Source organism: Dyadobacter chenwenxiniae (genome assembly GCF_022869785.1).
Classification (GTDB): domain Bacteria; phylum Bacteroidota; class Bacteroidia; order Cytophagales; family Spirosomataceae; genus Dyadobacter; species Dyadobacter chenwenxiniae.
In genome coordinates this window covers 1393564-1414610 of sequence record NZ_CP094997.1, presented here as the reverse complement: position 1 = coordinate 1414610, position 21047 = coordinate 1393564, and the positions used below count along the sequence as shown (strand labels likewise).

Sequence of the window (21047 nt, the reverse complement as noted above, 5' to 3'; positions counted from 1 at the left end):
TATGGATATTTCCTGAATGACTTTCTTTAAAAGGCGTAACATTAGGCCGTGCGCCGGGTTACCAAATGCCGGATGACCCGCTAATAAGTGAGCTTCTCAACCAGCCGAGCCCTGGCTTCCTGATCGATTCCAAGCTGGTTTTGAATGAAGGAATCCATCCCACCGTACCTTTTATCGATTATATCAAATGTCGCGTTGATGAAACTTTCGTCTACGGTGATCAGGACTTCCACGGCTTTCAGATCCATTTTGCGCTTAATGATTTTGCCCATTTTCGCCTTGCCCAAAGTTTTTTCGGTGTGCGCATTTCGATAGTAATTGGACAGCAAATATTCATTCACAATCGTTTCCCTATCCACATTCAGTATGGATAAAATCAATGCCGAAACAATGCCCGTGCGATCTTTCCCAGCCGAACAGTGATAAAGAACGGGCTCACCGGAAGCGGTTATGCCGTTGATAATGTCACGCAAAGCATCAACATTTCCGGAAACCGCGTCCTGGTAAAATTTTACCGTCATGTCGCGCCCCTGCATTTCTGAGATTTCTCCGTTAATCACCCTGGAACGCAGCTGCGCTATTTCACCTGCGTTGTCCTCCACAGTAGGCGTGTGCAAATATTGCACATTGGGCGGTAAATGATCCTCCTTGCCCTTGATCTCGTGGTCCGTGCGCAGGTCATATACGCGGGCAATATGCGTAGCATTGAACTTTGCAAACTCATCACTATCAAGCTGCGCCAGATTACCCGAACGGTAAATCTTGCCGAGACGAACGGTTTTCCCATCCCTGGTTTTGAGTCCGCCTATATCCCTGAAATTAAGCGTTTCATTGAATGAGACATATCGCTTCGCCAGTATTGCAGAATCACCGCCTTGCATAATCTGGCGGTAGGCCGATTCTCCATTATGATTGTCTGCAACGCCGACCTTGCACGAAGCGAGTGCAACACCGGCTATAAAAATATAAAATGTCTTTCCCACACCGCAAAATAACAATTTCATAACACTTACCTGACACCCTGATAACATTAGTCTGAGACTTTTGCGGATTACTAAAATCAGGCTGATGAATAAACCACTACTACTCCACTCAATTTTACTATTGCTGATCCTTTGCCTGCCATCTGCTGTTTTTGGACAAAAAGCGGTGATCTCGGGAAAAATTATGGACGCGCAAAAGCTGTCGCTTCCAGGCGCAACTGTTAAGATCACGCCCGGAAACCAGTACACAATCTCGGACGTGTACGGGAAATTTGAGTTTTTGAATGTTAATCCCGGCACTTACCAGCTGGAAGCAACTTATATGGGTTACCGGAATTATTCACAAAGCATTACGGTGGCCAGCAGCGGAGGCAAATCCTTCGAGCTGATCATGGAAGAAGGCGGACTCGATATAAACGAAGTGGTCGTCCTGGGCGACCGGTTGAAAGGTCAGGCGAAGGCGCTTAATCAGCAGCGAAATAATGATAACATCACCAACATCATCTCATCCGATCAGGTGGGCCGTTTTCCTGACTCGAACATCGGTGATGCCTTGAAACGCGTGCCGGGCATTACCATGCAAAACGACCAGGGAGAAGCCAGGAACATTATCGTGCGCGGACTCGCGCCTGAGCTCAACTCTGTAACGCTGAATGGCGACCGCATTCCTTCGGCGGAAGGTGATAACCGGCGCGTACAAATGGACCTGATCCCATCTGATATGATTTCGACCATTGAGGTAAACAAAACGCTAACCCCGGATATGGACGCCGATGCCATTGGCGGCTCGGTCAATCTCGTCACACGCGCTGCACCCAACAGCCAGCGGATTTCGGCGACGCTTTCTTCCGGCTTCAATCCTATCCGCAGCAAAGCATTGTATACCGGAGGTTTTGTGTATGCCAACCGTTTTGCCAAAAACGCGATTGGAATGGTTTTGAGCGGTTCCTACAACAACAATAATTACGGTTCCGACGACGTGGAAGCTGTTTGGGCAAAAGACGATTTTGGCAATGTGTTCATCAACGAAACCGACATCAGAAAGTACGACGTCCAGCGGATCAGAAGAAGCCTTTCGGCTGCATTTGATTTTAAATTAAGTCAAAATCACACCATTACCGCCAACGCCATGTACAACTGGCGTGACGACATCGAAAACCGCTACCGCCTGCAAATCGATGACATTGAGCCGGTTTATGATGATAATGATAAAATCACGGGTTTTGAAGGCCGCGTAGGAAGACAAACCAAAGGCGGCATTGATAATAATAAGAACAAAGGCGGTCGTCTGGAAAGGCAGACCGTACAGAATTATTCGGTGCGGGGAGATCATTTGCTTGGCCCGAAAGTGGATCTGGATTGGTCTGTGAGCTATTCAACAGCCAGCGAAGACAGACCAAATGAACGCTATATCGGCTTCCGCGAAGCCGGTAACCCGCTCACATACAACGGCGATTCGCGTGCGCCCATGATGTCACCGGCTGGCTTGGATGCTACGACATTGGGCTTAAACGAAATCACAGAAAATCATGACTTCACCGAAGAAACCGAACTGGGTGCAAAGCTTAACCTGCGTTTCCCGCTGTCGATGATCCCGGATCAGAAAGGCAGAATGCGTGTAGGCGCTCGTCTGAGGCTCAAAACCAAAGACAGAAACAACAATTTCTTTGAATATACACCTGTTAATGAAGACGATATCGCAACGCTTGGCGACGCTGGAACTGTCAACTGGGCTGGCGATAAATTTCAGGCAGGTTCGCATCTGGTTCCCGGTCTGTTTGCTTCCAGAAGCTTTCTGGGTAACCTTAATCTGAACAATACGGCACAGTTTGAAGCTGAATCTGTTCCGGGCGAATTTCTGGGTGCCAATTATAATGCCAAGGAAAACATTGTGGCCGGTTACGTTCGTTTTGACCAGGATTTTAATGAAAAACTGTCGATGATCATTGGTGCGCGGTTTGAAAACACTTCCATCGATTATACAGGGAACATTATCGAAGATGAAGAGGAACTGGCAGGCACCCGTTCGGTGGAAAATACTTATCTGAATGTCCTGCCAAGCGTTTCATTCCGATATAATGCTACTGATAACTTTATCCTGAGAGCAGCCGCAACCACGGCGCTGGCACGTCCCAACTATTACGCATTGGCTCCGTACATCAGCATTATTCCGGGTGATCAGGAAATTTCGGCTGGTAACCCGGATCTAAAAGCCACTTACTCGTGGAATTTCGATCTGATGGCGGAAAATTATTTTGAGTCTGTAGGTTTGGTTTCAGGTGGAGTTTTCTACAAAAATCTCAAAAATTTCATCTATACTTATCGCAACCAGCAATATTCGCAAGCCGACTTCACAGCCGGTTTCCCAAGTGTTACCAACCCGATTTCCGCGGGACAGCAATGGGACTTTTTGCAATCCAGAAACGGTGATAATGTGAATATTTTCGGATTCGAACTGGCATTCCAGCGGCAACTGGACTTCCTTCCCGGCTTTTTAAAGAATTTTGGGATTTACACCAATTATACATTCACCAAATCATTCGCGGACGGAGTGTATAATGAGGATGGTGATGAAAGAACGGACGTTTCACTGCCCGGAGCGGCGCCACATATGTTCAATGCATCGCTCTCGTGGGAAAACAAACGCTTGTCAGCCCGTCTTTCGGCCAACTACACGGCGGCCTACCTGGACGCGCTGGGCGGTGAGGATTTTGATGATGTCTATTATGACAAACAGTTTTTCCTGGATGCCAATGCGGCTTATAAGCTCACCAAAAACCTCCGCCTGTTTGCTGAGGCCAACAACCTGACCAACCAGCCGCTGCGTTACTACCAGAGCATTTCGTCCAGAACCGTTCAAGCGGAATATTACCGCCCAAGGTTTAATTGCGGCTTAAAGTTTGACATGACCAAGTAACCACATTTTCCTTTCCATGCATGCCGTTCACACCACCGCAACGGCCTGTTTTCATCATAACACCAATAAAATGCGTTTTTATTCCATCGCTTTTCTGTTTGCTTCTTTCAGTTTTACAGCCTGCAACCGCCCATCCTCGGAGCAACCCGCCGATGATGCAACCGGATCAATTACAAAGGATTCAACCATCATTCAGCCGTTCATTGTGACGGATTCCGTTGTGCATGACACGGATGACCCGGCCATCTGGATTAATCCCGAAGATCCTTCGAAAAGCTTGATCGTGGGCACGGATAAGGACGCAGACGGTGGTTTGTATGTGTTTGACCTGGCCGGCAAAGTTCAAAAAGACAAATTTGTCAAACTCAAACGCCCGAACAATGTGGATATCGCTTACGGGCTTATGCTTTCAGGAAAAAAAACCGACATTGCCGTGGCCACCGAAAGGGAAGCGAACAAGATCCGGATTTTCACATTGCCGGATATGAAAGTTGTGGATGCAGGCGGTATCGAAGTTTTCAAGGGCGATTCGTTACAGGCGCCAATGGGCATTGCGCTTTACACGCGGCCTTCCGACAAGGCGATATTTGCCATCGTTGGCCGGAAAAGCGGACCTGCGGAAGGTTATTTGTGGCAATACAAGCTCTCAGATGATGGAAAAGGCAATGTAAAAGCCGTTCTTGTCCGGAAGTTTGGCAAATACAGCGGTAAAAAAGAGATTGAATCCATTGCCGTAGACAACGAAATGGGTTACGTTTATTATTCCGACGAGCAAGTGGGCGTGCGTAAATATTATGCAGATCCGGATAGCAGCAGCAAAGAGCTCACATTAATCCCAAACACAGGTTTTACAGAGGACAACGAAGGAATTTCAATTTATAAAACCGGCGCCCAAACCGGTTACATTCTTATTTCGGATCAGGGTGCGGACAAATTTCATATTTTTAAAAGAGAGGGAACAGAAGCCGATCCGCACGCGCACGAGCTTGTAAAAATTGTAAAAGTGGCTGCTCATCAAAGCGATGGTTCGGACGTGACGAACGTTGCCCTGTCGAGTGATTTCCCGAAAGGCCTCCTTGTTGTAATGTCGGAAGGAAAGGTTTTTCACTACTACAAATGGGAAGATATTTTCGGAAAGGCCAACTAGCATTTTAATGTTGCCGGGAAGATCCAATTAATAGCGCAAAGCTGTTACCTTGCTTCGATGTAAACAGTGCACGTTATGGATAATCTTTTTAACATTGATTGGCAATCGATCTGGCAGCCGGGCAGTTCCGTGCTGGAAATGGTCATCAGGGGAACCGTCACTTATTGGGCGATTTTTGTGCTGTTGCGTTTTTTCCGGCGCGGAGCCGGACAATTGGGCGTAAGTGATGTTTTGCTGATCATCCTGATCGGCGATGCTGCCCAGAATGCAATGGCCGGCGAGTACAAATCCATCACCGAAGGCATTGTTTTGATCGGCACACTCGTGTTTTGGGATTATACCATTGACTGGCTGGGATATCGGTCTGTCTGGTTTAACAAATTTACGCAGGCTTCTCCTACCCCGCTGATCCTCAATGGCACGCTTCTGAAAGATAATCTTAAAAAAGAGCTCATCACGGTAGATGACCTGCTCAGCATCCTGCGTGAACAAGGCGTTGACGACTTCCGCCGCGTAAGATCATGCCATCTGGAAGGCAGCGGGAACATCAGCGTAGTGCAGGAAACCGAATTCCGTATCCCGCAGCGTGGTGCTAAAAGCGGTAACCAAGATGGATAGTCGGGAAAACCGACCATTTTTTCTGCTCGTAACTTTGGTTATTCTGCATTACAATCGTGGGGTCTAGTGTATGCATTAATGCAACCCAGGGAACCAGGTAAAGTCCTTTGTATTGATCCTCTTTTTTACCAAACATAAAACGGTAACCCGTTCTTGCACCGAGTATTATGCTTTTTGACACAGTCCTTGCATCACTCGTTTTCAATCCGATTCTATCCATCCCGTAATCAGATTGCAGACCCAGAAAAAAGCCCTTGCTAGCACGAAAAAGATAATCTGCCTTGACTCCGAAACCGGAACTTTTCACTGAAAACTGCTCATTTGCCAGCGCGAACTTTGGTTGTTTTATTCCAAACACCCCTACATCAAATCGCAAGTGCGCCAGCGTGTAACCGGCGTGGAATGAGTATCCATTTAAAATGTAGGCAATGGGGTCGGCTTCGATTTCAAACCGGTTGGCAGTCGGTTGCTTCTGGGCAATGCTGCTGAGGCTCGTTAAGAATGTCAGAAAGAAGATAATTTTTACGATCGTTTTCATAGCTCATTTGTTTGCGTAACAAATGCAAAACTATCGCTAGCCATTGGGTTTAGCGATTAACAAAGGATAAGAAACGATCTATGATTTGGAAATCCTTTTGCGGATCCGGCTCAGCGAGACGGGGGTTATGCCCAGGAAAGAGGCCAGAATGTATTGCGGAACGCGTTGTACCAAAGCTGGATAATGCTTTGCAAACAATTCATAACGCTCCTGCGGGCTAGCCAGAATGTAGGATGAAAGCAGGCGCTGCGCCGAGATGAACCGCTGCTCCATCACTTTCCGCATGATGATGCTGGTTTTCGGCACCAGATCATAGAGTTGTTCCAATCCGGTTTTGTTCAGGACAAGCAATGAGCAGGGTTCCAGCGTTTCCAGGTCCTGCGTGCTGGGAATTTGCTCAATAAAACTTTCCAGGCAACTCGCAAACAGGTTTTCGGAAAATATAAAAGCCGTAATCTGTTCGTCATTTTCGGTGGTATAATAAAGTCTCATTAACCCCGAATGGATAAAATAAATCTCGTCTTCAATTTGTCCTTTTCTTGTGAGCATCGTCCTGGCATCCATTTCTTTTTGAATAAAGAATGTTCGGAAGATAGCCCATTCATCGTTTGAAAGCGGCACAAGTTTGTCAACAACGGCCCTCAGTCGCGCGTATATTTCCGGCTCGTTTGCCATAGGCTTTTACATTTTTGTAAGATATTCCTTTAATTTTGATCCTAAAACACATCTTTACCGTTATCCAGATTGTGTATACATAAAATAAGGCATCCCAAAATCTCATTTCGAAACCGCTAACTTAGAACAAATGACTAAAAGTATTATCCTAACCCTGGCCGGGGCAGCTTTTGTGATCGCTTCTTGCCAAAACAAAAAATCTGAAAATTCAGATGCTGCTGAAAAGGACAGCACGGCTGTTGCGACCAGCGCTCCTGTTGAAACACAAAAGGCAAATTCTGATTATAAACCTTCTTTTGAAGGCCAGACAAGGATCGGCGGCGTGAAATCCACAACCGCCTACGAAGGCAAAGTTTTAGCCAGTGACCTCAAAAATCCATGGGGCATTACCACATTACCGGACGGTCGTTTGATCATCACCGAAAAAGCGGGTACGATTCGCATTGCCACCACCGACGGCAAAGTTAGCGCGCCGATCACCGGCATCCCGGCTGTTAATTCGGAAGGACAAGGTGGTTTGCTGGGCATCCGGGTGGACCCAGAATTTGACAAGAACAGAATGGTTTACTGGGTATTCGCAGAAACGCGTCCGGGTGGCAACCTTACTTCCGTGGCGAAAGGAAAACTTTCGGCAGACGAGAAGAAGATCGAGGGAGCAACTGTCATATACCGCGCTACGCCAGCATTTCCAAGCAATCTGCATTACGGCGGAAGGATTTTGTTTGATAAGAAAGGCGATCTGGTGATTAGCACCGGTGAGCGTTCAGACACCGTTTCCAGGCCACAGGCGCAACATTTGAATTCCAGCCTTGGGAAAGTGATCCGTATTACCAAGGACGGCAAACCGGTTGCAGGTGGTCCGTTTGCCAGCAAAGCAGACGCAAAACCTGAGATTTATTCATACGGACACCGCAATGTGCAGGGACTGGCATTTCACCCGGTATCGGGCGATCTTTGGGAAGTTGAATTCGGCCCGAGAGGCGGCGATGAGCTGAACCGCATTGAGGCCGGTAAAAATTACGGCTGGCCCACCATTACTTACGGTATTGAGTACAGCGGCAAGAAAATCGGCGATTCCATCCAGGTGAAAGAAGGCATGGAGCAGCCCGTTTACTATTGGGATCCGGTTGTTTCGCCTAGCGGCATTACGTTTTACAGCAGCGACAGCATTCCTGAATGGAAAAATAACCTCTTCATTGGCGGTTTGAGCAGCATGCACATTGTCAGGCTCGTGATTGAGAATAACAAAGTTGTAGGTGAAGAAAGGCTGTTGGCGTCGGAAGGACAGCGTTTCCGCGACATTACAGAAGGCAAGGACGGCGCACTTTACGCAGTAACCGATCAGGGCAGACTGTACCGCATTTACAAAAAATAATAAGGGTTAGAGAAAAAGGGGGCGTTGGTGCGAAATCACCAGCGCCCTTTTTTTGTGCATGGTTGGGTTCGTTTTCAACTCATTAAATTTTTAACTTTAAAGAAAAAATTAAAATATATGGAAGCTGTATTGCGGGTCAGTGCATCTGAGTTTACCGATGAACTGGTCAATAAGATCCGAATGCTACTAAGCGGTGCCGAGAATAGCGAAATTACGATCAGTATCACTGAAATACCTTCGTCCGGAATATTAAGGAATGAAACAAGGGATGAATATTTTTCAAGACTTGAAAAGTCCCTCGACAACCTTGAGAAAGGCAATGTTATTAGTTTCAACGGCGATACATTCGACCAGTTTGCTCGGCACCTTTCGATTGGATGAGGAGAATTATTTTTGATACACTCGCTATTGAGGACCTGACCCAATGGTCTAAAACGGAACCCCGCCTTGTAAAAAAGGTTTTTGAACTGATCACCGATATCCAGAAACATCCGTTTGAAGGAATTGGCAAGCCGGAGGGACTGAAACATCAATTTAAGGGATGCTGGAGCAGGCGCATTACGGACGAGCACCGGCTCATATACAAAGTTGTCTCTGATGGCGACATTTTTGTAATGAGTGTTCATGGTCATTATGATCAGTAACTATCGAAAATAGCTGGTCAATTCTGTGGAGAAGGCAGTGAATGGGCATGGTATTTATACATTTTCCATTCCGATTGCCGGTCGCATCCCATTAATTCCAACCATGATCAAATTTTCCGATAGTCTCCGAAGTCTTAACCTCGCTGCATCTTTGCTAAGCCTGGTTTTGATCATTGCATTACTCTATGTGCTGCAAGGCGTTTTGATCCCGCTGCTTTTTTCGATTCTCCTGGCCATATCGCTGTTTCCTATCACCCGTTTTTTTGAAAAGTTCAAGCTGAACCGCGTAACCGCATCGTTGCTCTCCGTTTTGATCGCCATTGTGCTGATCGGAACCCTGGTTTGGTTCATCGTTCATCAGGTTATTGTGATCGGTGCCAATGGAGACGACCTGCAAGTGCGTTTTATGCACATTCTGGAAACCATTCAGAAATGGTTTACGAGGCGTTTCGGGATAGAAGAAGGGGAAATCACCAAGCAAATCACCGGGTTTTCCAATCGGGTCGTAAGCAATGCCGGCGTTATTGTCAGCACGGCTTTTGGTTCTGTCGGCGGCATTCTTGCAGGCGTCGTTGTGGTGCCGTTGTTCACGTTTTTCCTGTTGTACTATCGCGATTTCTTTCGTGAATTTTTCTTTCTCGCCTTTGCGTCTGCCTCCAAAGAACTGGTCAGCGATGTGCTGAACAAGATTTATTATGTTGTACAGAGCTATCTCGTCGGACTGGTAACCGTTATGGGCATTGTGGCTGTCCTGAATACGGTTGGGCTTCTCGTTTTGGGCATTCCTTATGCGTGGTTCTTCGGTATTCTGGCGTCCTTGCTAATGTTGCTTCCTTATATCGGCATTGCGATTGGTTCAATACTTCCGGCCTTGTTCGCGCTGGCAACAAGAGACAGCGCGTGGTATGCTGTTGGCGTTGTTGCCTGGTTCCAGGTTGTACAATTTTTGGAAGGGAATTTCCTCACGCCCAACATTGTCGGTGGAAAAGTGAGTATCAATCCGTTGATGGCATTGATAGGCTTGCTGTTGGGTGGTATGCTCTTCGGCCTGGCCGGATTAATCCTGGCTATTCCAATAACAGCAGTGTTAAAAGTTGTTTTTGACGCAGTTCCATCGATGAAAGCATACGGATTCCTGATCGGGGAACCTGAAAAATATCACCTCAAACGCTTTTCCGGGAAGATCATTATGAAGCGCTGGAAAATTAATCAGGCTCCTACAAATCAGGAATAGTGTTTGAGATTAAGCCCGCTGCTTGTTGCCGGATTGCTGTTTATCAGCGTTTCATATCAGAACCAGAGCGCTAAGCCTGTCAACGCTGCGGAGCAGCACACTGTTTCTAGAAACCGGACACCTCACGCTCGGTTTCGGCCCCTGCGGGGCCACCTATGAAAATCAATGGTCATGGCGGCCCCGCCGTAGCCATTCGTAAATTCTCGATTTCTTTTAGCTAGAAACAGGGGCGCTCTGCGCCTTCTTCTCTTATGCTCACCGCATTTTTATAGCTGTACAAAAATTCTTTTTTGACCTGGATTAAACTTGTCCACGGTGTTGCCATGCTTTTTTAATGCGTTTTTAACACGCTTTTAACTTGCTATTAACGGTAATGTGCGGTTTTTGTATCGGTATTAGTTAAATCCAATTCTACAAAAATAGAAACCCTCATTTCAATGAACAATGTAATCCTATTCGTGATGGTTTACATCTTGTCTCACAGAATTTTCATAATTCAGGGCTTAGGATTTGATCTAATATCGGACAAAAACATGCGTAGTTAACCATATTTTATCAAATAGCAAAAACCATCATGAAGAGAATTCTCATGGTCCTCAGTTTGTGTGCAACAATGTTCCACACAAGCTGTGAATCCAAAAAAGAAGAAAAGGAGGAAGAAGTTAAATTCCTCGTTACAAGCCCCCTGCAAAGAGACACATTGGTCACAAAGGAATATGTAAGCCAGATCCGGGCCATTAGCCACATTGAGCTGCGGGCATTGGAAAGAGGTTATTTACAAAACATTTATGTGGATGAAGGACAGACTGTTAAGAAGGGGCAGTTAATGTTCAAGATCATGCCGATGCTTTATCAGGCGGAACAGCAAAAAGCGCAGGCAGAGGCCAATTTTGCAGAAATTGAATTTAAAAATACCAAGTCGCTGGCCGACAGCAATGTGGTTTCCAAAAATGAACTGGCGCTGGCAAAAGCCAAACTGGACAAAGCCAAAGCAGAACTCGGACTGGCCACAACGCATTTAGGCTTTACAGAAATCCGCGCGCCATTTAATGGCATCATGGACCATTTCCAGGTGAGGCTCGGAAGTCTTCTGGACGAAGGCGATCTGCTGACAACATTATCTGATAACAGCGAAATGTGGGTTTATTTCAATGTTCCCGAAGCTGAATACCTGGATTACAAGGCAAACGAAGCCACAGCCGGCATGCTGAATGTTAACCTGCGCATGGCGAACAACCAAATGTTCCCACACTCCGGAACAGTCAAAACGATTGAAGCTGACTTCAATAACGAAACTGGTAACATCGCTTTCAGGGCCACATTCCCGAATCCGAAAAGACTGCTGAGACACGGCGAAACGGGCAACATCCTCGTTACAGTTCCTATGAAAAATGCTTTGCTGATCCCGCAAAAAGCCACTTTTGAAGTTTTGGAAAAGAAATACGTGTATGTGGTGGACAAAGACAACAAGATCCGTTCGAGGGAAATCCAGATTGAGGCCGAGCTGCCGCACATTTTTGTCGTGAAATCCGGTCTGAAAGCGGATGACAAAATCCTTCTGGAAGGTCTGCGCCAGGTGAAAGAGAACGAAAAGATCCACTCTACATTCGTGAAACCTGATTCTGTTATCTCCAATTTAAGTCTGTACGCCGAATAGTCAGCTATCTTAAAAAGCACAAAACGACATGTTTAATCAATTCATAAGAAGACCTGTATTTGCAATCGTGATCTCGATCATGATCGTATTTATAGGCATCCTGGCGATTGAGAAATTACCCATTTCCCAATTCCCGGACATTGCCCCTACAACAGTCAACATCTTCATCGCCTATCCCGGTGCGAGTGCCGATGTATTGGTAAAATCAACATTGATCACCCTTGAACAGGCCATTAACGGGGTTCAGGACATGCGGTACATTGCTACCGATGCAACGAGTGCGGGGGAGGCGACGCTCAGGATCATCTTCGAGCCCGGCACCGACCCGAACGTGGCCGTTATCCGGGTAAAGACAAGGGTGGATCAGGTAATGCCACTTTTACCGGAACTGGTTCAGCGTGAAGGGGTTATCATTTCGCCCGTTCAGCCCAGTATGTTAATGTATGTCAACCTTTATTCAAAAGATAAAAGCATTGACGAGAAATTCCTGTTCAACTACGCAACAGTAAAAATGATCCCCGAAATCCAGCGGACAAAAGGGATTGCAAGAGCACAAATATTAGGTTCCCGCAGATATGCCATGCGTCTCTGGCTGAATCCGGAACGTATGCGTGCCTATAACATTTCGACCGTAGAAGTTATGAAGGCGGTGGGCGAGCAGAGTATCGTAGGTCGTCCAGGACGTATCGGACAGAGCTCCGGTATCGCAGCCCAGTCGCTTGAATATGTGCTTACTTACAAAGGCCGTTACGACAAGCCGGAAGAATACGAAAATATCATTGTCCGGGCCAATGCACAGGGTGAAAGCGTTCACTTGCGTGACATTGCCAAAGTGGAACTTGGTTCCGAATTCTTCGATATTTATTCTAACCTCGACGGCCATCCTTCGGCTGCGATTGTATTGCGTCAGAATTACGGAAGTAATGCCAGCGACGTAATTGAAGAGGTGAAAAAGAAGCTAGACGTGATGAAACAATCCTTTCCTCCGGGTGTGGATTACAAGATCAGCTATGACGTTTCGCAGTTTTTGGACGCCTCTATTGAGCAGGTTATTGACACATTGCGCGATGCATTTATCCTGGTTGCCCTGGTGGTGTTCATATTTCTTGGCGATTGGCGCTCTACTTTGATTCCGATCCTGGCGGTGCCGGTTTCGCTCATCGGGGCATTCTTTGTCATACAGGCATTCGGGCTCTCGATCAACCTGATCACGCTTTTTGCGCTTGTACTTGCGATTGGGATTGTGGTCGATGACGCGATTGTCGTCGTCGAGGCCGTCCATGCGAAGTTTGAGGAAGAGCCGGGGATATCGCCTTTTAATGCAGTGAAAAAAGTGCTTGGCGAGATCAGCGGTGCGATCATTGCGATCACAGCGGTGATGGTTTCGGTATTTCTTCCGATCTCTTTCATGTCCGGTCCGGTCGGAACATTCTACCGCCAGTTCTCGATCACTATGGCTAGTTCTATCGTGATCTCGGCGCTTATTGCTCTTACGCTTACGCCGGTTTTGTGCGCAATGCTGCTTCAAAATCACCACGGCCATCCGAAAAAGAAAAACTTCCTTACCAAAGCGCTCGACGGTTTCAACAGGACATTTGATAAGCTCACGGGAAGATATGTAAGCCTGCTGAAACGCATTGTCAGCCGCAGGGTTGTGACCTGGGTTGTATTACTGGGATTCTGTGCGGGAATTGTGTTTGTAAATAAAATTTTACCCGCAGGTTTTATTCCAAACGAAGACCAAAGCACGATCTACGCCATTATCCAGACGCCTCCGGGATCTACGCTGGAAAAAACCAATGAGGTTTCGCGCCGTCTTCAAAAGATATGCGAAGAAGTGGAAGGAATCGAGTCGGTTTCGTCACTGGCAGGTTATGAGATCATGACAGAAGGCCGTGGTTCCAATGCCGGAACGTGTTTGATCAACCTGAAACCATGGCACGACCGCAAGCAGAATGTGAAAGAAATCATGGAAGAACTGGAAGCCGAAACAAGAGGCCTCGGTGCGGTCGTTGAATTCTTCGAGCCACCGGCAATTCCTGGTTTTGGTACATCCGGCGGTTTCTCCATGCGTCTTTTGGATAAAACATCTGACACCGACTACGCGGAATTTGACAAGATCAATAAAAAATTCATGGAGGATCTGGCGAAACGTCCTGAGCTTACGGGCTTGTTCACCTTCTTCGCAGCGAACTATCCACAGTATGAATTGCAAATTGATAACCAGCTTGCGATGCAAAAAGGCGTGTCGATCGGAAAAGCGATGGACAACCTGAACATTATGATCGGTAGCACATACGAGCAGGGCTTTACGAGGTTCAACCAGTTCTTTAAAGTGTATGTACAGTCTGACCCGAGTTTCAGACGGCTTCCCTCCGATCTTTTGAAATTGTTTGTAAAAAATGACGCAGGCGAAATGGTGCCTTACTCGTCCTTTATGACATTGAAAAAAGGTCAGGGCCCGAACGAGATCACGCGTTTCAACCTGTACAATTCAGCGGCGATCCAGGGTCTTCCGGCCAAAGGTTACACCACTGCCGATGCCATTCAGGCGATCCGCGAAGTGGCCGCCAAAACATTGCCGCAAGGTTATGACATCGCTTTTGAAGGTCTTTCTTATGACGAGTCGATCCGTGGAAACGAGTCGCTGGTTGTATTTGCGATCGTATTGGCCTTTGTTTATTTCGTACTGGCAGCGCAGTATGAGAGCTTCATCATTCCGTTTGCGGTTGTGCTATCACTTCCGGTTGGGGTGTTTGGTTCATTCCTTCTGCTCAAATTAATGGGCCTGGAAAACAACATTTACGCACAGATCGGTTTGATTATGCTCGTCGGGCTGCTGGGTAAAAACGCCGTGTTGATCGTGGAGTTTGCCGTCCAGAAGCGGCAGCAGGGAGAAACAATCCTCAATGCGGCTATCGAAGGCGCCAGGGTCCGTTTCCGTCCTATTTTGATGACGTCGTTCGCATTCGTTGCCGGTTTGATCCCCCTGATCATTGCCACAGGCGCCGGAGCCATTGGTAACCGAACAATTGGTGCATCTGCGATGGGCGGAATGCTCTTCGGAACCATTTTCGGGGTCATTATTATCCCTGGATTGTACTACATATTTGGTACACTGGCCGACGGCAGAAAAATGATCAAAGATGAAGAGGACGGCTCGTTGACCGAACAATTCGTTCACGCAGTCGACATATTCCCTCACACTCAAGAAACTCAAAATGATGAGCAATAAAAGAATATTGACGTGGGCAGGGATCGCCCTAAGTGCCCTCACCTATACCGCATGCAACGCTCCGTCGCAGGTGCAACGGTCACCGAATAAAACCTTGTCAGCTGCCTACAATGGTCAGGCAGCTGACTCTACCGGCAATGTCGGTAAGCTAAAATGGAAGGATTACTTCACCGATCCGCAATTGAATGCATTGATAGACACCGCTTTGCATAACAACCAGGAGCTGAACATTACTTTGCAGGAAATCGAAATCTCCCGCAATGAGATCCGCGCCCGCAAAGGGGAATATCTCCCTTTCGTAGGTTTGAGAGGCGGCGCCGGCATTGAGAAAGCGGGCCGTTATACGCAGGTTGGTTCCAGCGAAGCCACTACCGAAATCAAGCCCGGTCGGGAAACGCCCGAGCCCCTGCCCGACTTCGTAGTAGCCGCTTATGCACGCTGGGAAGTAGATATCTGGCACAAGCTGCGCAATGCGAAAAAGGCAGCCGTGAACCGTTATTTGTCTTCGGTGGAAGGTAAAAATTTCATGATGACAAACATTGTCTCAGAAATCGCCAATTCTTATTACGAACTTCTGGCGCTGGATACGCAACTGAATATTGTGAATCAGAATATCGAGATTCAGAACAATGCGTTGCGAATCGTGAAAATGCAAAAAGAAGCAACGCGGGTTACGGAGCTGGCTGTTCGCAGGTTTGAAGCACAAGTGCTGAATACGCAAAATCGCCAGTATGCAATCCGTCAGCGGATTGTTGAAACGGAGAACCGGATCAACTTCCTGCTGGGAAGATATCCGCAGCCTGTTTTGAGAAACAGCCAGAATTTCGAAAATATGCTTCCGTCCGTCATCCATGCGGGCATACCGTCCCAATTGATGGAAAACCGTCCTGACGTACGACAAGCTGAGCAGGATCTGGAAGCTTCCAAACTGGATGTTTTGGTTGCAAGAGCGAACTTCTATCCATCGCTGGGTTTGAATGCAGCGGTAGGTTTGCAAGCTTTCAACCCGATTTATCTGGGTAATGTGCCTAAATCGCTCATGTCGACATTGGTAGCCGATCTGGCCGGACCATTGATCAACAAGAACGCGATCCAGGCCACTTACAAAAGTGCCAACGCGCGTCAGATCCAGGCAATTTACAATTACGAGCGTACGGTTTTGAATGCTTACATGGAGGTTGTGAATCAGTTATCCAACATTAACAACCTGCAACAAAGCTTCGACACCAAAACGCGCGAGGTTGCAGCACTAACCGAGTCCACCAACATTGCCAACCGCCTTTTCACCTCGGCCAGAGCCGATTACATGGAAGTGTTACTGACGCAACGCGAAGCCCTCGAATCCAGGTTCGACCTGATAGAAACCAAAATGCAGCAGATGAATGCTACGGTGAATATTTATCGTGCGCTTGGCGGGGGTTGGAATTAATTTAATAATTGCTCTGGATTAAAACACACGGTAATCAGATCGGTCGGGCCTCTGGTTCTTTTTTCGACATGTATGAAAAAAGAGCCGGAGGCTCGACCATTTACATGCTGCCGGTTTTGTTTTCAGCTTACTCAATAATCTTTAAAGATCAGGTAAATCCTTTTTTTACTATTTTTACTTTCTCTATCAATTAAGTAGAATTATGATCAAAAATATCCTTTCCCTATTGCTCCTTTTCATCGTGCTGCCCGAAATCCATGCGCAGCAAAAGGACAAACCAAATATCCTCTGGATCGTAAGCGAGGATAACAGCCCGTTCCTGGGTTGCTATGGCGATACATTTGCGACAACACCGCATCTCGACAAATTTGCCAAACAGGGAATTTTATACAAAAATGCATTTGCAACCGCTCCCGTATGCGCGCCTTCGCGGTTTACGCTTGTCACGGGCATGTATCCGCCTTCCATGGGCACGGAACATATGCGCAGCACGTATCCCGTGCCCGATTATGTAAAATTCTTCCCGCGCTACCTCCGCGAGGCGGGATACTATACGACCAATAATGCAAAAAAAGATTACAATACGACTGACCAACCCGAAGCCTGGGATGAGTCAAGTGCAAAGGCAACTTATAAAAACCGCAAGCCGGGGCAGCCGTTCTTTGCCGTTTTCAACCTGAACGTTTCGCATGAAAGCAGCATTCACACTTCCATTCCGACCAATAAATTAAAGCACGATCCCGAAAAAGTTAACCTTCCGCCTTACCATCCTGCAACGCCTGAGATGAAGCACGATTGGGCGCAGTATTATGATAAAATAGAAGAAATGGACCGGCAGGTCGGGGCGCTCTTGAAGGAGCTGGAAGCCGAGGGACAGGCAGAAAATACGATCATTTTTTATTACAGTGACAACGGCGGGATCCTGGGAAGAAGCAAGCGTTTTCTCTACGAATCCGGCCTGCGCGTGCCGCTGATCATTCGATTTCCCGAAAAATACGCGCGTTTGGCGCCGAATACGCCGGGCACTGAAACCGATCGCATTGTGACTTTCAATGATTTCGCACCTACCGTGCTCAGCCTGGCCGGGCTCGAAGTCCCATCGCATATGCAGGGCAAAGCTTTTTTGGGTGCAAGAGAGGTGAAAGAACGTGCTTATGCTTACGGTTTCCGCGGCAGAATGGACGAACGCACAGACCTTTCGAGATCAGTAAGGGATAAAAAATTCCGGTATATCCGCAACTATTTGCCCCATATCATCTACGGCCAATATCTGGAATATCTCTGGAAAGCGCCTTCGATCGCATCGTGGGAAGCTAAGTTTAAGGCAGGAAGACTAAATGAGGACCAAAAGAAATTCTGGCAGGAAAAGCCGGCTGAGGAATTATTTGACATTGAAAATGACCCGCATAACATTCATAACCTCGCCGGTGATCCCAGCCATAAGGAAGTTCTGCTTAAACTCAGAAAAGCAAACCACGACTGGCTCATCGAAACGCAGGACGTGGGCTTCATTCCCGAACCATTATTGGGTAAAATTGCTGAAACCACTCCCCTGCGCGATTATGCGAAAAGCGGAAAATATGAGCTGAATAAGATTATCGAAACGGCAGAAATCGCGTCATCGAGGGACAAGTCGCATCTTAAAGAACTGGTCAAACGACTCGGGGACAAAGATGCTGTTGTACGTTATTGGGCGGTGATCGGGACAATCATCCTGAAAAATGATGCGATGCCGGCCAAAGCCAAATTACAACCGTTGTTGAATGACCCCGAAGTGGTTGTACGCATTGCGGCCGCCGAAGCATTGCTTGCATTGGGCGACACAGATGCGCCTGTGCAAACATTAAACGAGGCATTAAAAAGCGAAAGCCGGATGGCACGTGTGCAGGCATTGAATGTCCTGGAAAACATTGGAGCCAAAGCGCAGCCTGCATTTGAAAACGTAAAAGCACTCCTCACGGGCGATCCGAAAGATACAGATTACGATGTGCGGGCAGCAAAAAAAGTCCTGGAAACAGAATAGGTTTCCAGGACTTTAAGTCATTATTTTCTTTGGTCTAAATGCATTTCCCGGAGCTGCCCCGGCTCCTGCCAGTGCATTTTCATCCATTTTCGAACCGGGTGTCTTCACTTTTTTACCCTTCTTTTTACTATTGCCAAATCCCTTGCGGTTCCACCAGACAATGAACCCTGTTACCGGAAGCGACGCGCCGATGAGGGAAGCCAGGAACGCCAGCACTTTTCCGGGAAACCCAAGAATGCTTCCAACGTGAATGTCGTAATTCATCCGACGCAATTTTGCTCCGACTCCTGCTTGTTCAAAAGGTGTCCCGTAAATCGCATTAGCCGGCAATTGCTTCGCTGTATGCTGGTCGAACGTGTAGCTGAGTGCGTTGTAAAACTGGCCTGTGCTGGGATAAACCGTCACAAAAATCGCTGACGAAGCTTTTGCGGTGTCGGGAAAACTGTAATAAAAACCGCTGGATTCCGGATGTTTTGCAATGGTGGTCAGCCAGGCTTTGTCGATGGCTTGCTCGGGTGTGAAGAATTTATGTGCATTCAAAGAGTCGGACTTCGTACGGTCGCGGCCTTCGAGTGACTGACCGCCTGAGGTAACCCAATAAAGCCCTTTGCTATACCATTTAATGCCATAAACCATTCCTGTGAGCGCAATTGCGAGCAGGAAAAGCAGCGAATAAAAACCCAGGACATTGTGCAAATCAAGGTTCACGCGTTTCCAGGTTCCGTTCCATTTAATTTTGAAACTCTTATCCCGCGTGCTTTTTGTCCATTTTTTGGGATACCACCAGATAAGCCCTGTGATCAGGAGAATGACAAAAACCAATGTTCCGTAATTCACGATCGGCCGGCCTATTTCAAACGGCAGCCACAGAAACCGGTGACCATTGAGCACCCAGCGGAAAAAATCAGTTTCGCCCTTTTTGTGTACTTTTTCACTGATCACAGTTCCGGTGTACGGGTCCACCCGCAGCGTCACATTAGGACCGCGACGCTCGCCCAAGCCCAGGTAAATCGCCCGTCCCTGCTGGTAAGTGGCATAGGACATCTTCAAACCAGGGTGTTTCTCAGCGCCGATCTTCATGAGCTGCGACGGCATCAACACGGCTTTGTCCTGTTTTTCAACGCGCGTTTCCGGTTCCAGCATCGCGGTGATCTCGTCATTGAAGACCCAGATGCAACCGGTTATGCAAACGATGAAAACGATGATCCCGGAGATCAGGCCGAGCCAGAGATGCAGCCAGTTGTTGATTTTTTTGAAAGTAGACATGAGATGCCCTGGTTTAAAAATGTAATTAGCTTGATCTTATTTCTATTCGTAATTCAGCACGTTAATGGCTGTAATCACGCCTCCTTCCACTTTCAGGCCGCGCGTCCCTTTTGCCGCAACTGCGTCAACTTCATATACATAGCTCGCGCCATCGGCCTGGGTGATCCCGATATAACCGGCTTTGCCGTCTTTGGCGGTGTAATTGGCGGTGGTCACATTGGCAATGGTCGCAGGATCCGGCATGCCTTCGATCCACTTGAATGTTTTTTCATACACATTCACTGCTGCAAAGCGTTTTCCAACGGCATAAGCGCCTTTTTCAGCCGGACTTGTCATGGTCAGAATGAAATTCCCTTTGCCTACATAAAGCTGTGAACTGATGTTATAACCGCCCGCTGCCTGCTCGACATTAAATAAATAGCTTTTGTCAAACTCAGTCGTTCCTGCTTTGATACGTACGATCGCGGAAGGTTTTGTGGAGGTGATTTTACCATTATTGGTTCCTACCGAAGCCGAGTAAGCATATACATCGCCCAGCTCGTCCACAGCCAGTCCATTGCTGAAATATCGGCCAATGAAACCAATGCGGTTGTCCTTAATCACCTTTTCAACGGCCATAGAAGGATAAGAAAGCACCGCGATCCAGGCACTGTCGGGATAGCTCGTGCCGAATGCGTCGGGAGCAACGCCTTTGATGCTCATATAAGGTGCAAAAACCTTGTCGCCAACCTGCGTAGCCCAGGTAAAATGCGCGCGTTCGCCGTTCCCAGCCAGTTTTACTATGTTAACCTGTGCTTCGCCCACGATTTTGGACTGCTCTGCGTTGATGCGGTAAAAAGAGGCGCTTTCGTTGCCCGTGCGTGGTACTTTAATGGTTAATACATCATCCGCAACCGGAGCAAAAACCTGAACCGTTTCAGCTTGAAAATCAGAAACTTTGTTCAGCTCACCTTTGCCGTCCAGGTTGTAGGTGGTCACCGCGCCCGGGTTTCCCTGCCCATAAAGCAGACTGAAAAAACGGTTTTTGTGCGTAAGATAATAACGGTAAGTGCCGTCCTGTTCTTTGCCGTTTCCCACGGTTGAAACCGTTCCTGAGGTAAGGCTTTCGGCCGTCAGCAAATAGTCTGCGATTCCAGTTGAGCCCACGGGCAGTGCGGAGATCACGTATTTGGTTTTGCCTCCTTCACCCCCACCCGGAGTTGGGTTTACATTGCTGTCGTCACTGGTGCAGGCAGCCAGGAATATGCCGAAGCCAAGGCCCAGCGTAATGCTTTTTATTGCGCTTTTCATTTTTGAATTGGAATAA

16 protein-coding genes are annotated in these 21047 nt (G+C 47.4%); 11 read left to right on the top strand and 5 right to left on the bottom strand.

The features are described from left to right. Nucleotides 1-80: 80 nt before the first annotated feature. Nucleotides 81-1004: a tyrosine-protein phosphatase gene (locus tag MUK70_RS05745; RefSeq protein WP_234658229.1), complete on the bottom strand. Its 924-nt coding sequence runs from the start codon at nucleotides 1002-1004 to the stop codon at nucleotides 81-83. 64 nt (nucleotides 1005-1068) lie between these two features. Here MUK70_RS05745 and MUK70_RS05740 point away from each other — a divergent pair, with 64 nt between their 5' ends. From MUK70_RS05740 to MUK70_RS05730, 3 genes are all read left to right on the top strand, one after another. Then, a complete protein-coding gene (locus MUK70_RS05740) occupies nucleotides 1069-3900 on the top strand; it encodes a TonB-dependent receptor (protein ID WP_234658230.1) in 2832 nt (943 codons plus the stop codon). Between the two features lie 16 nt (nucleotides 3901-3916). Next, the gene (locus MUK70_RS05735) at nucleotides 3917-5047 is read left to right on the top strand and encodes a phytase (protein ID WP_234658231.1); all 1131 of its coding nucleotides are present in this window, start codon (nucleotides 3917-3919) and stop codon (nucleotides 5045-5047) included. 75 nt (nucleotides 5048-5122) lie between these two features. Next, nucleotides 5123-5665 (top strand): DUF421 domain-containing protein, encoded by a 543-nt coding sequence (locus MUK70_RS05730; RefSeq protein WP_234604455.1) that lies wholly within the window; start codon nucleotides 5123-5125, stop codon nucleotides 5663-5665. Here MUK70_RS05730 and MUK70_RS05725 read toward each other — a convergent pair. Then, complete coding sequence (locus tag MUK70_RS05725) at nucleotides 5640-6203, bottom strand: hypothetical protein (protein ID WP_234658232.1); 564 nt, start codon at nucleotides 6201-6203, stop codon at nucleotides 5640-5642. The two genes, MUK70_RS05730 and MUK70_RS05725, sit on opposite strands and share 26 nt — an antisense overlap. A 78-nt stretch (nucleotides 6204-6281) precedes the next feature. Further along, complete coding sequence (locus tag MUK70_RS05720; RefSeq protein ID WP_234658234.1) at nucleotides 6282-6878, bottom strand: Crp/Fnr family transcriptional regulator; 597 nt, start codon at nucleotides 6876-6878, stop codon at nucleotides 6282-6284. 130 nt (nucleotides 6879-7008) lie between these two features. On the opposite strand from MUK70_RS05720, the gene MUK70_RS05715 reads away from it, so the two are divergent. The 8 genes from MUK70_RS05715 to MUK70_RS05680 all read left to right on the top strand — a co-directional run bounded on the left by MUK70_RS05715 (nucleotide 7009) and on the right by MUK70_RS05680 (nucleotide 18475). Further along, nucleotides 7009-8253 (top strand): PQQ-dependent sugar dehydrogenase, encoded by a 1245-nt coding sequence (locus MUK70_RS05715; RefSeq protein ID WP_234658236.1) that lies wholly within the window; start codon nucleotides 7009-7011, stop codon nucleotides 8251-8253. Between the two features lie 117 nt (nucleotides 8254-8370). Beyond that, nucleotides 8371-8634: a hypothetical protein gene (locus tag MUK70_RS05710; RefSeq protein WP_234658237.1), complete on the top strand. Its 264-nt coding sequence runs from the start codon at nucleotides 8371-8373 to the stop codon at nucleotides 8632-8634. After that, complete coding sequence (locus MUK70_RS05705; RefSeq protein WP_234658239.1) at nucleotides 8631-8897, top strand: Txe/YoeB family addiction module toxin; 267 nt, start codon at nucleotides 8631-8633, stop codon at nucleotides 8895-8897. The genes MUK70_RS05710 and MUK70_RS05705 overlap by 4 nt, the downstream gene beginning before the upstream one ends. 103 nt (nucleotides 8898-9000) lie before the next feature. Beyond that, complete coding sequence (locus tag MUK70_RS05700) at nucleotides 9001-10131, top strand: AI-2E family transporter (RefSeq protein ID WP_234658240.1); 1131 nt, start codon at nucleotides 9001-9003, stop codon at nucleotides 10129-10131. A 574-nt stretch (nucleotides 10132-10705) separates the two neighbouring features. Further along, on the top strand, nucleotides 10706-11788 hold the full coding sequence (locus MUK70_RS05695) for an efflux RND transporter periplasmic adaptor subunit (protein ID WP_234604450.1): 1083 nt from the start codon (nucleotides 10706-10708) through the stop codon (nucleotides 11786-11788). Between the two features lie 28 nt (nucleotides 11789-11816). Continuing rightward, nucleotides 11817-15023, top strand: a complete 3207-nt coding sequence (locus MUK70_RS05690) for an efflux RND transporter permease subunit (RefSeq protein ID WP_244784724.1) — start codon at nucleotides 11817-11819, stop codon at nucleotides 15021-15023. Further along, a complete protein-coding gene (locus tag MUK70_RS05685) occupies nucleotides 15013-16452 on the top strand; it encodes a TolC family protein (protein WP_234605139.1) in 1440 nt (479 codons plus the stop codon). The genes MUK70_RS05690 and MUK70_RS05685 overlap by 11 nt, the downstream gene beginning before the upstream one ends. 202 nt (nucleotides 16453-16654) lie before the next feature. Next, nucleotides 16655-18475 carry a sulfatase family protein gene (locus MUK70_RS05680; RefSeq protein ID WP_234658242.1) on the top strand — a complete coding sequence of 607 codons (1821 nt, stop codon included), beginning with the start codon at nucleotides 16655-16657 and terminating at the stop codon, nucleotides 18473-18475. A gap of 12 nt (nucleotides 18476-18487) precedes the next feature. Here the strand turns inward: MUK70_RS05680 and MUK70_RS05675 are convergent, their stop codons facing one another. Next, nucleotides 18488-19741, bottom strand: a complete 1254-nt coding sequence (locus MUK70_RS05675; RefSeq protein ID WP_234658243.1) for a PepSY-associated TM helix domain-containing protein — start codon at nucleotides 19739-19741, stop codon at nucleotides 18488-18490. Nucleotides 19742-19783: 42 nt separating this feature from the next. Continuing rightward, nucleotides 19784-21031, bottom strand: coding sequence for a DUF4374 domain-containing protein (locus MUK70_RS05670; RefSeq protein WP_234604446.1), 1248 nt, complete (start codon nucleotides 21029-21031; stop codon nucleotides 19784-19786). Nucleotides 21032-21047: the final 16 nt, after the last annotated feature.

What these genes read in the sequence shown, in the direction of transcription:
- MUK70_RS05745 (WP_234658229.1), bottom strand. Translation starts at nt 1,004, where the DNA reads ATGAAATTGTTATTTTGCGGTGTGGGAAAGACATTTTATATTTTTATA.
- MUK70_RS05740 (WP_234658230.1), top strand. Translation starts at nt 1,069, where the DNA reads ATGAATAAACCACTACTACTCCACTCAATTTTACTATTGCTGATCCTT.
- MUK70_RS05735 (WP_234658231.1), top strand. Translation starts at nt 3,917, where the DNA reads ATGCATGCCGTTCACACCACCGCAACGGCCTGTTTTCATCATAACACC.
- MUK70_RS05730 (WP_234604455.1), top strand. Translation starts at nt 5,123, where the DNA reads ATGGATAATCTTTTTAACATTGATTGGCAATCGATCTGGCAGCCGGGC.
- MUK70_RS05725 (WP_234658232.1), bottom strand. Translation starts at nt 6,203, where the DNA reads ATGAAAACGATCGTAAAAATTATCTTCTTTCTGACATTCTTAACGAGC.
- MUK70_RS05720 (WP_234658234.1), bottom strand. Translation starts at nt 6,878, where the DNA reads ATGGCAAACGAGCCGGAAATATACGCGCGACTGAGGGCCGTTGTTGAC.
- MUK70_RS05715 (WP_234658236.1), top strand. Translation starts at nt 7,009, where the DNA reads ATGACTAAAAGTATTATCCTAACCCTGGCCGGGGCAGCTTTTGTGATC.
- MUK70_RS05710 (WP_234658237.1), top strand. Translation starts at nt 8,371, where the DNA reads ATGGAAGCTGTATTGCGGGTCAGTGCATCTGAGTTTACCGATGAACTG.
- MUK70_RS05705 (WP_234658239.1), top strand. Translation starts at nt 8,631, where the DNA reads ATGAGGAGAATTATTTTTGATACACTCGCTATTGAGGACCTGACCCAA.
- MUK70_RS05700 (WP_234658240.1), top strand. Translation starts at nt 9,001, where the DNA reads ATGATCAAATTTTCCGATAGTCTCCGAAGTCTTAACCTCGCTGCATCT.
- MUK70_RS05695 (WP_234604450.1), top strand. Translation starts at nt 10,706, where the DNA reads ATGAAGAGAATTCTCATGGTCCTCAGTTTGTGTGCAACAATGTTCCAC.
- MUK70_RS05690 (WP_244784724.1), top strand. Translation starts at nt 11,817, where the DNA reads ATGTTTAATCAATTCATAAGAAGACCTGTATTTGCAATCGTGATCTCG.
- MUK70_RS05685 (WP_234605139.1), top strand. Translation starts at nt 15,013, where the DNA reads ATGAGCAATAAAAGAATATTGACGTGGGCAGGGATCGCCCTAAGTGCC.
- MUK70_RS05680 (WP_234658242.1), top strand. Translation starts at nt 16,655, where the DNA reads ATGATCAAAAATATCCTTTCCCTATTGCTCCTTTTCATCGTGCTGCCC.
- MUK70_RS05675 (WP_234658243.1), bottom strand. Translation starts at nt 19,741, where the DNA reads ATGTCTACTTTCAAAAAAATCAACAACTGGCTGCATCTCTGGCTCGGC.
- MUK70_RS05670 (WP_234604446.1), bottom strand. Translation starts at nt 21,031, where the DNA reads ATGAAAAGCGCAATAAAAAGCATTACGCTGGGCCTTGGCTTCGGCATA.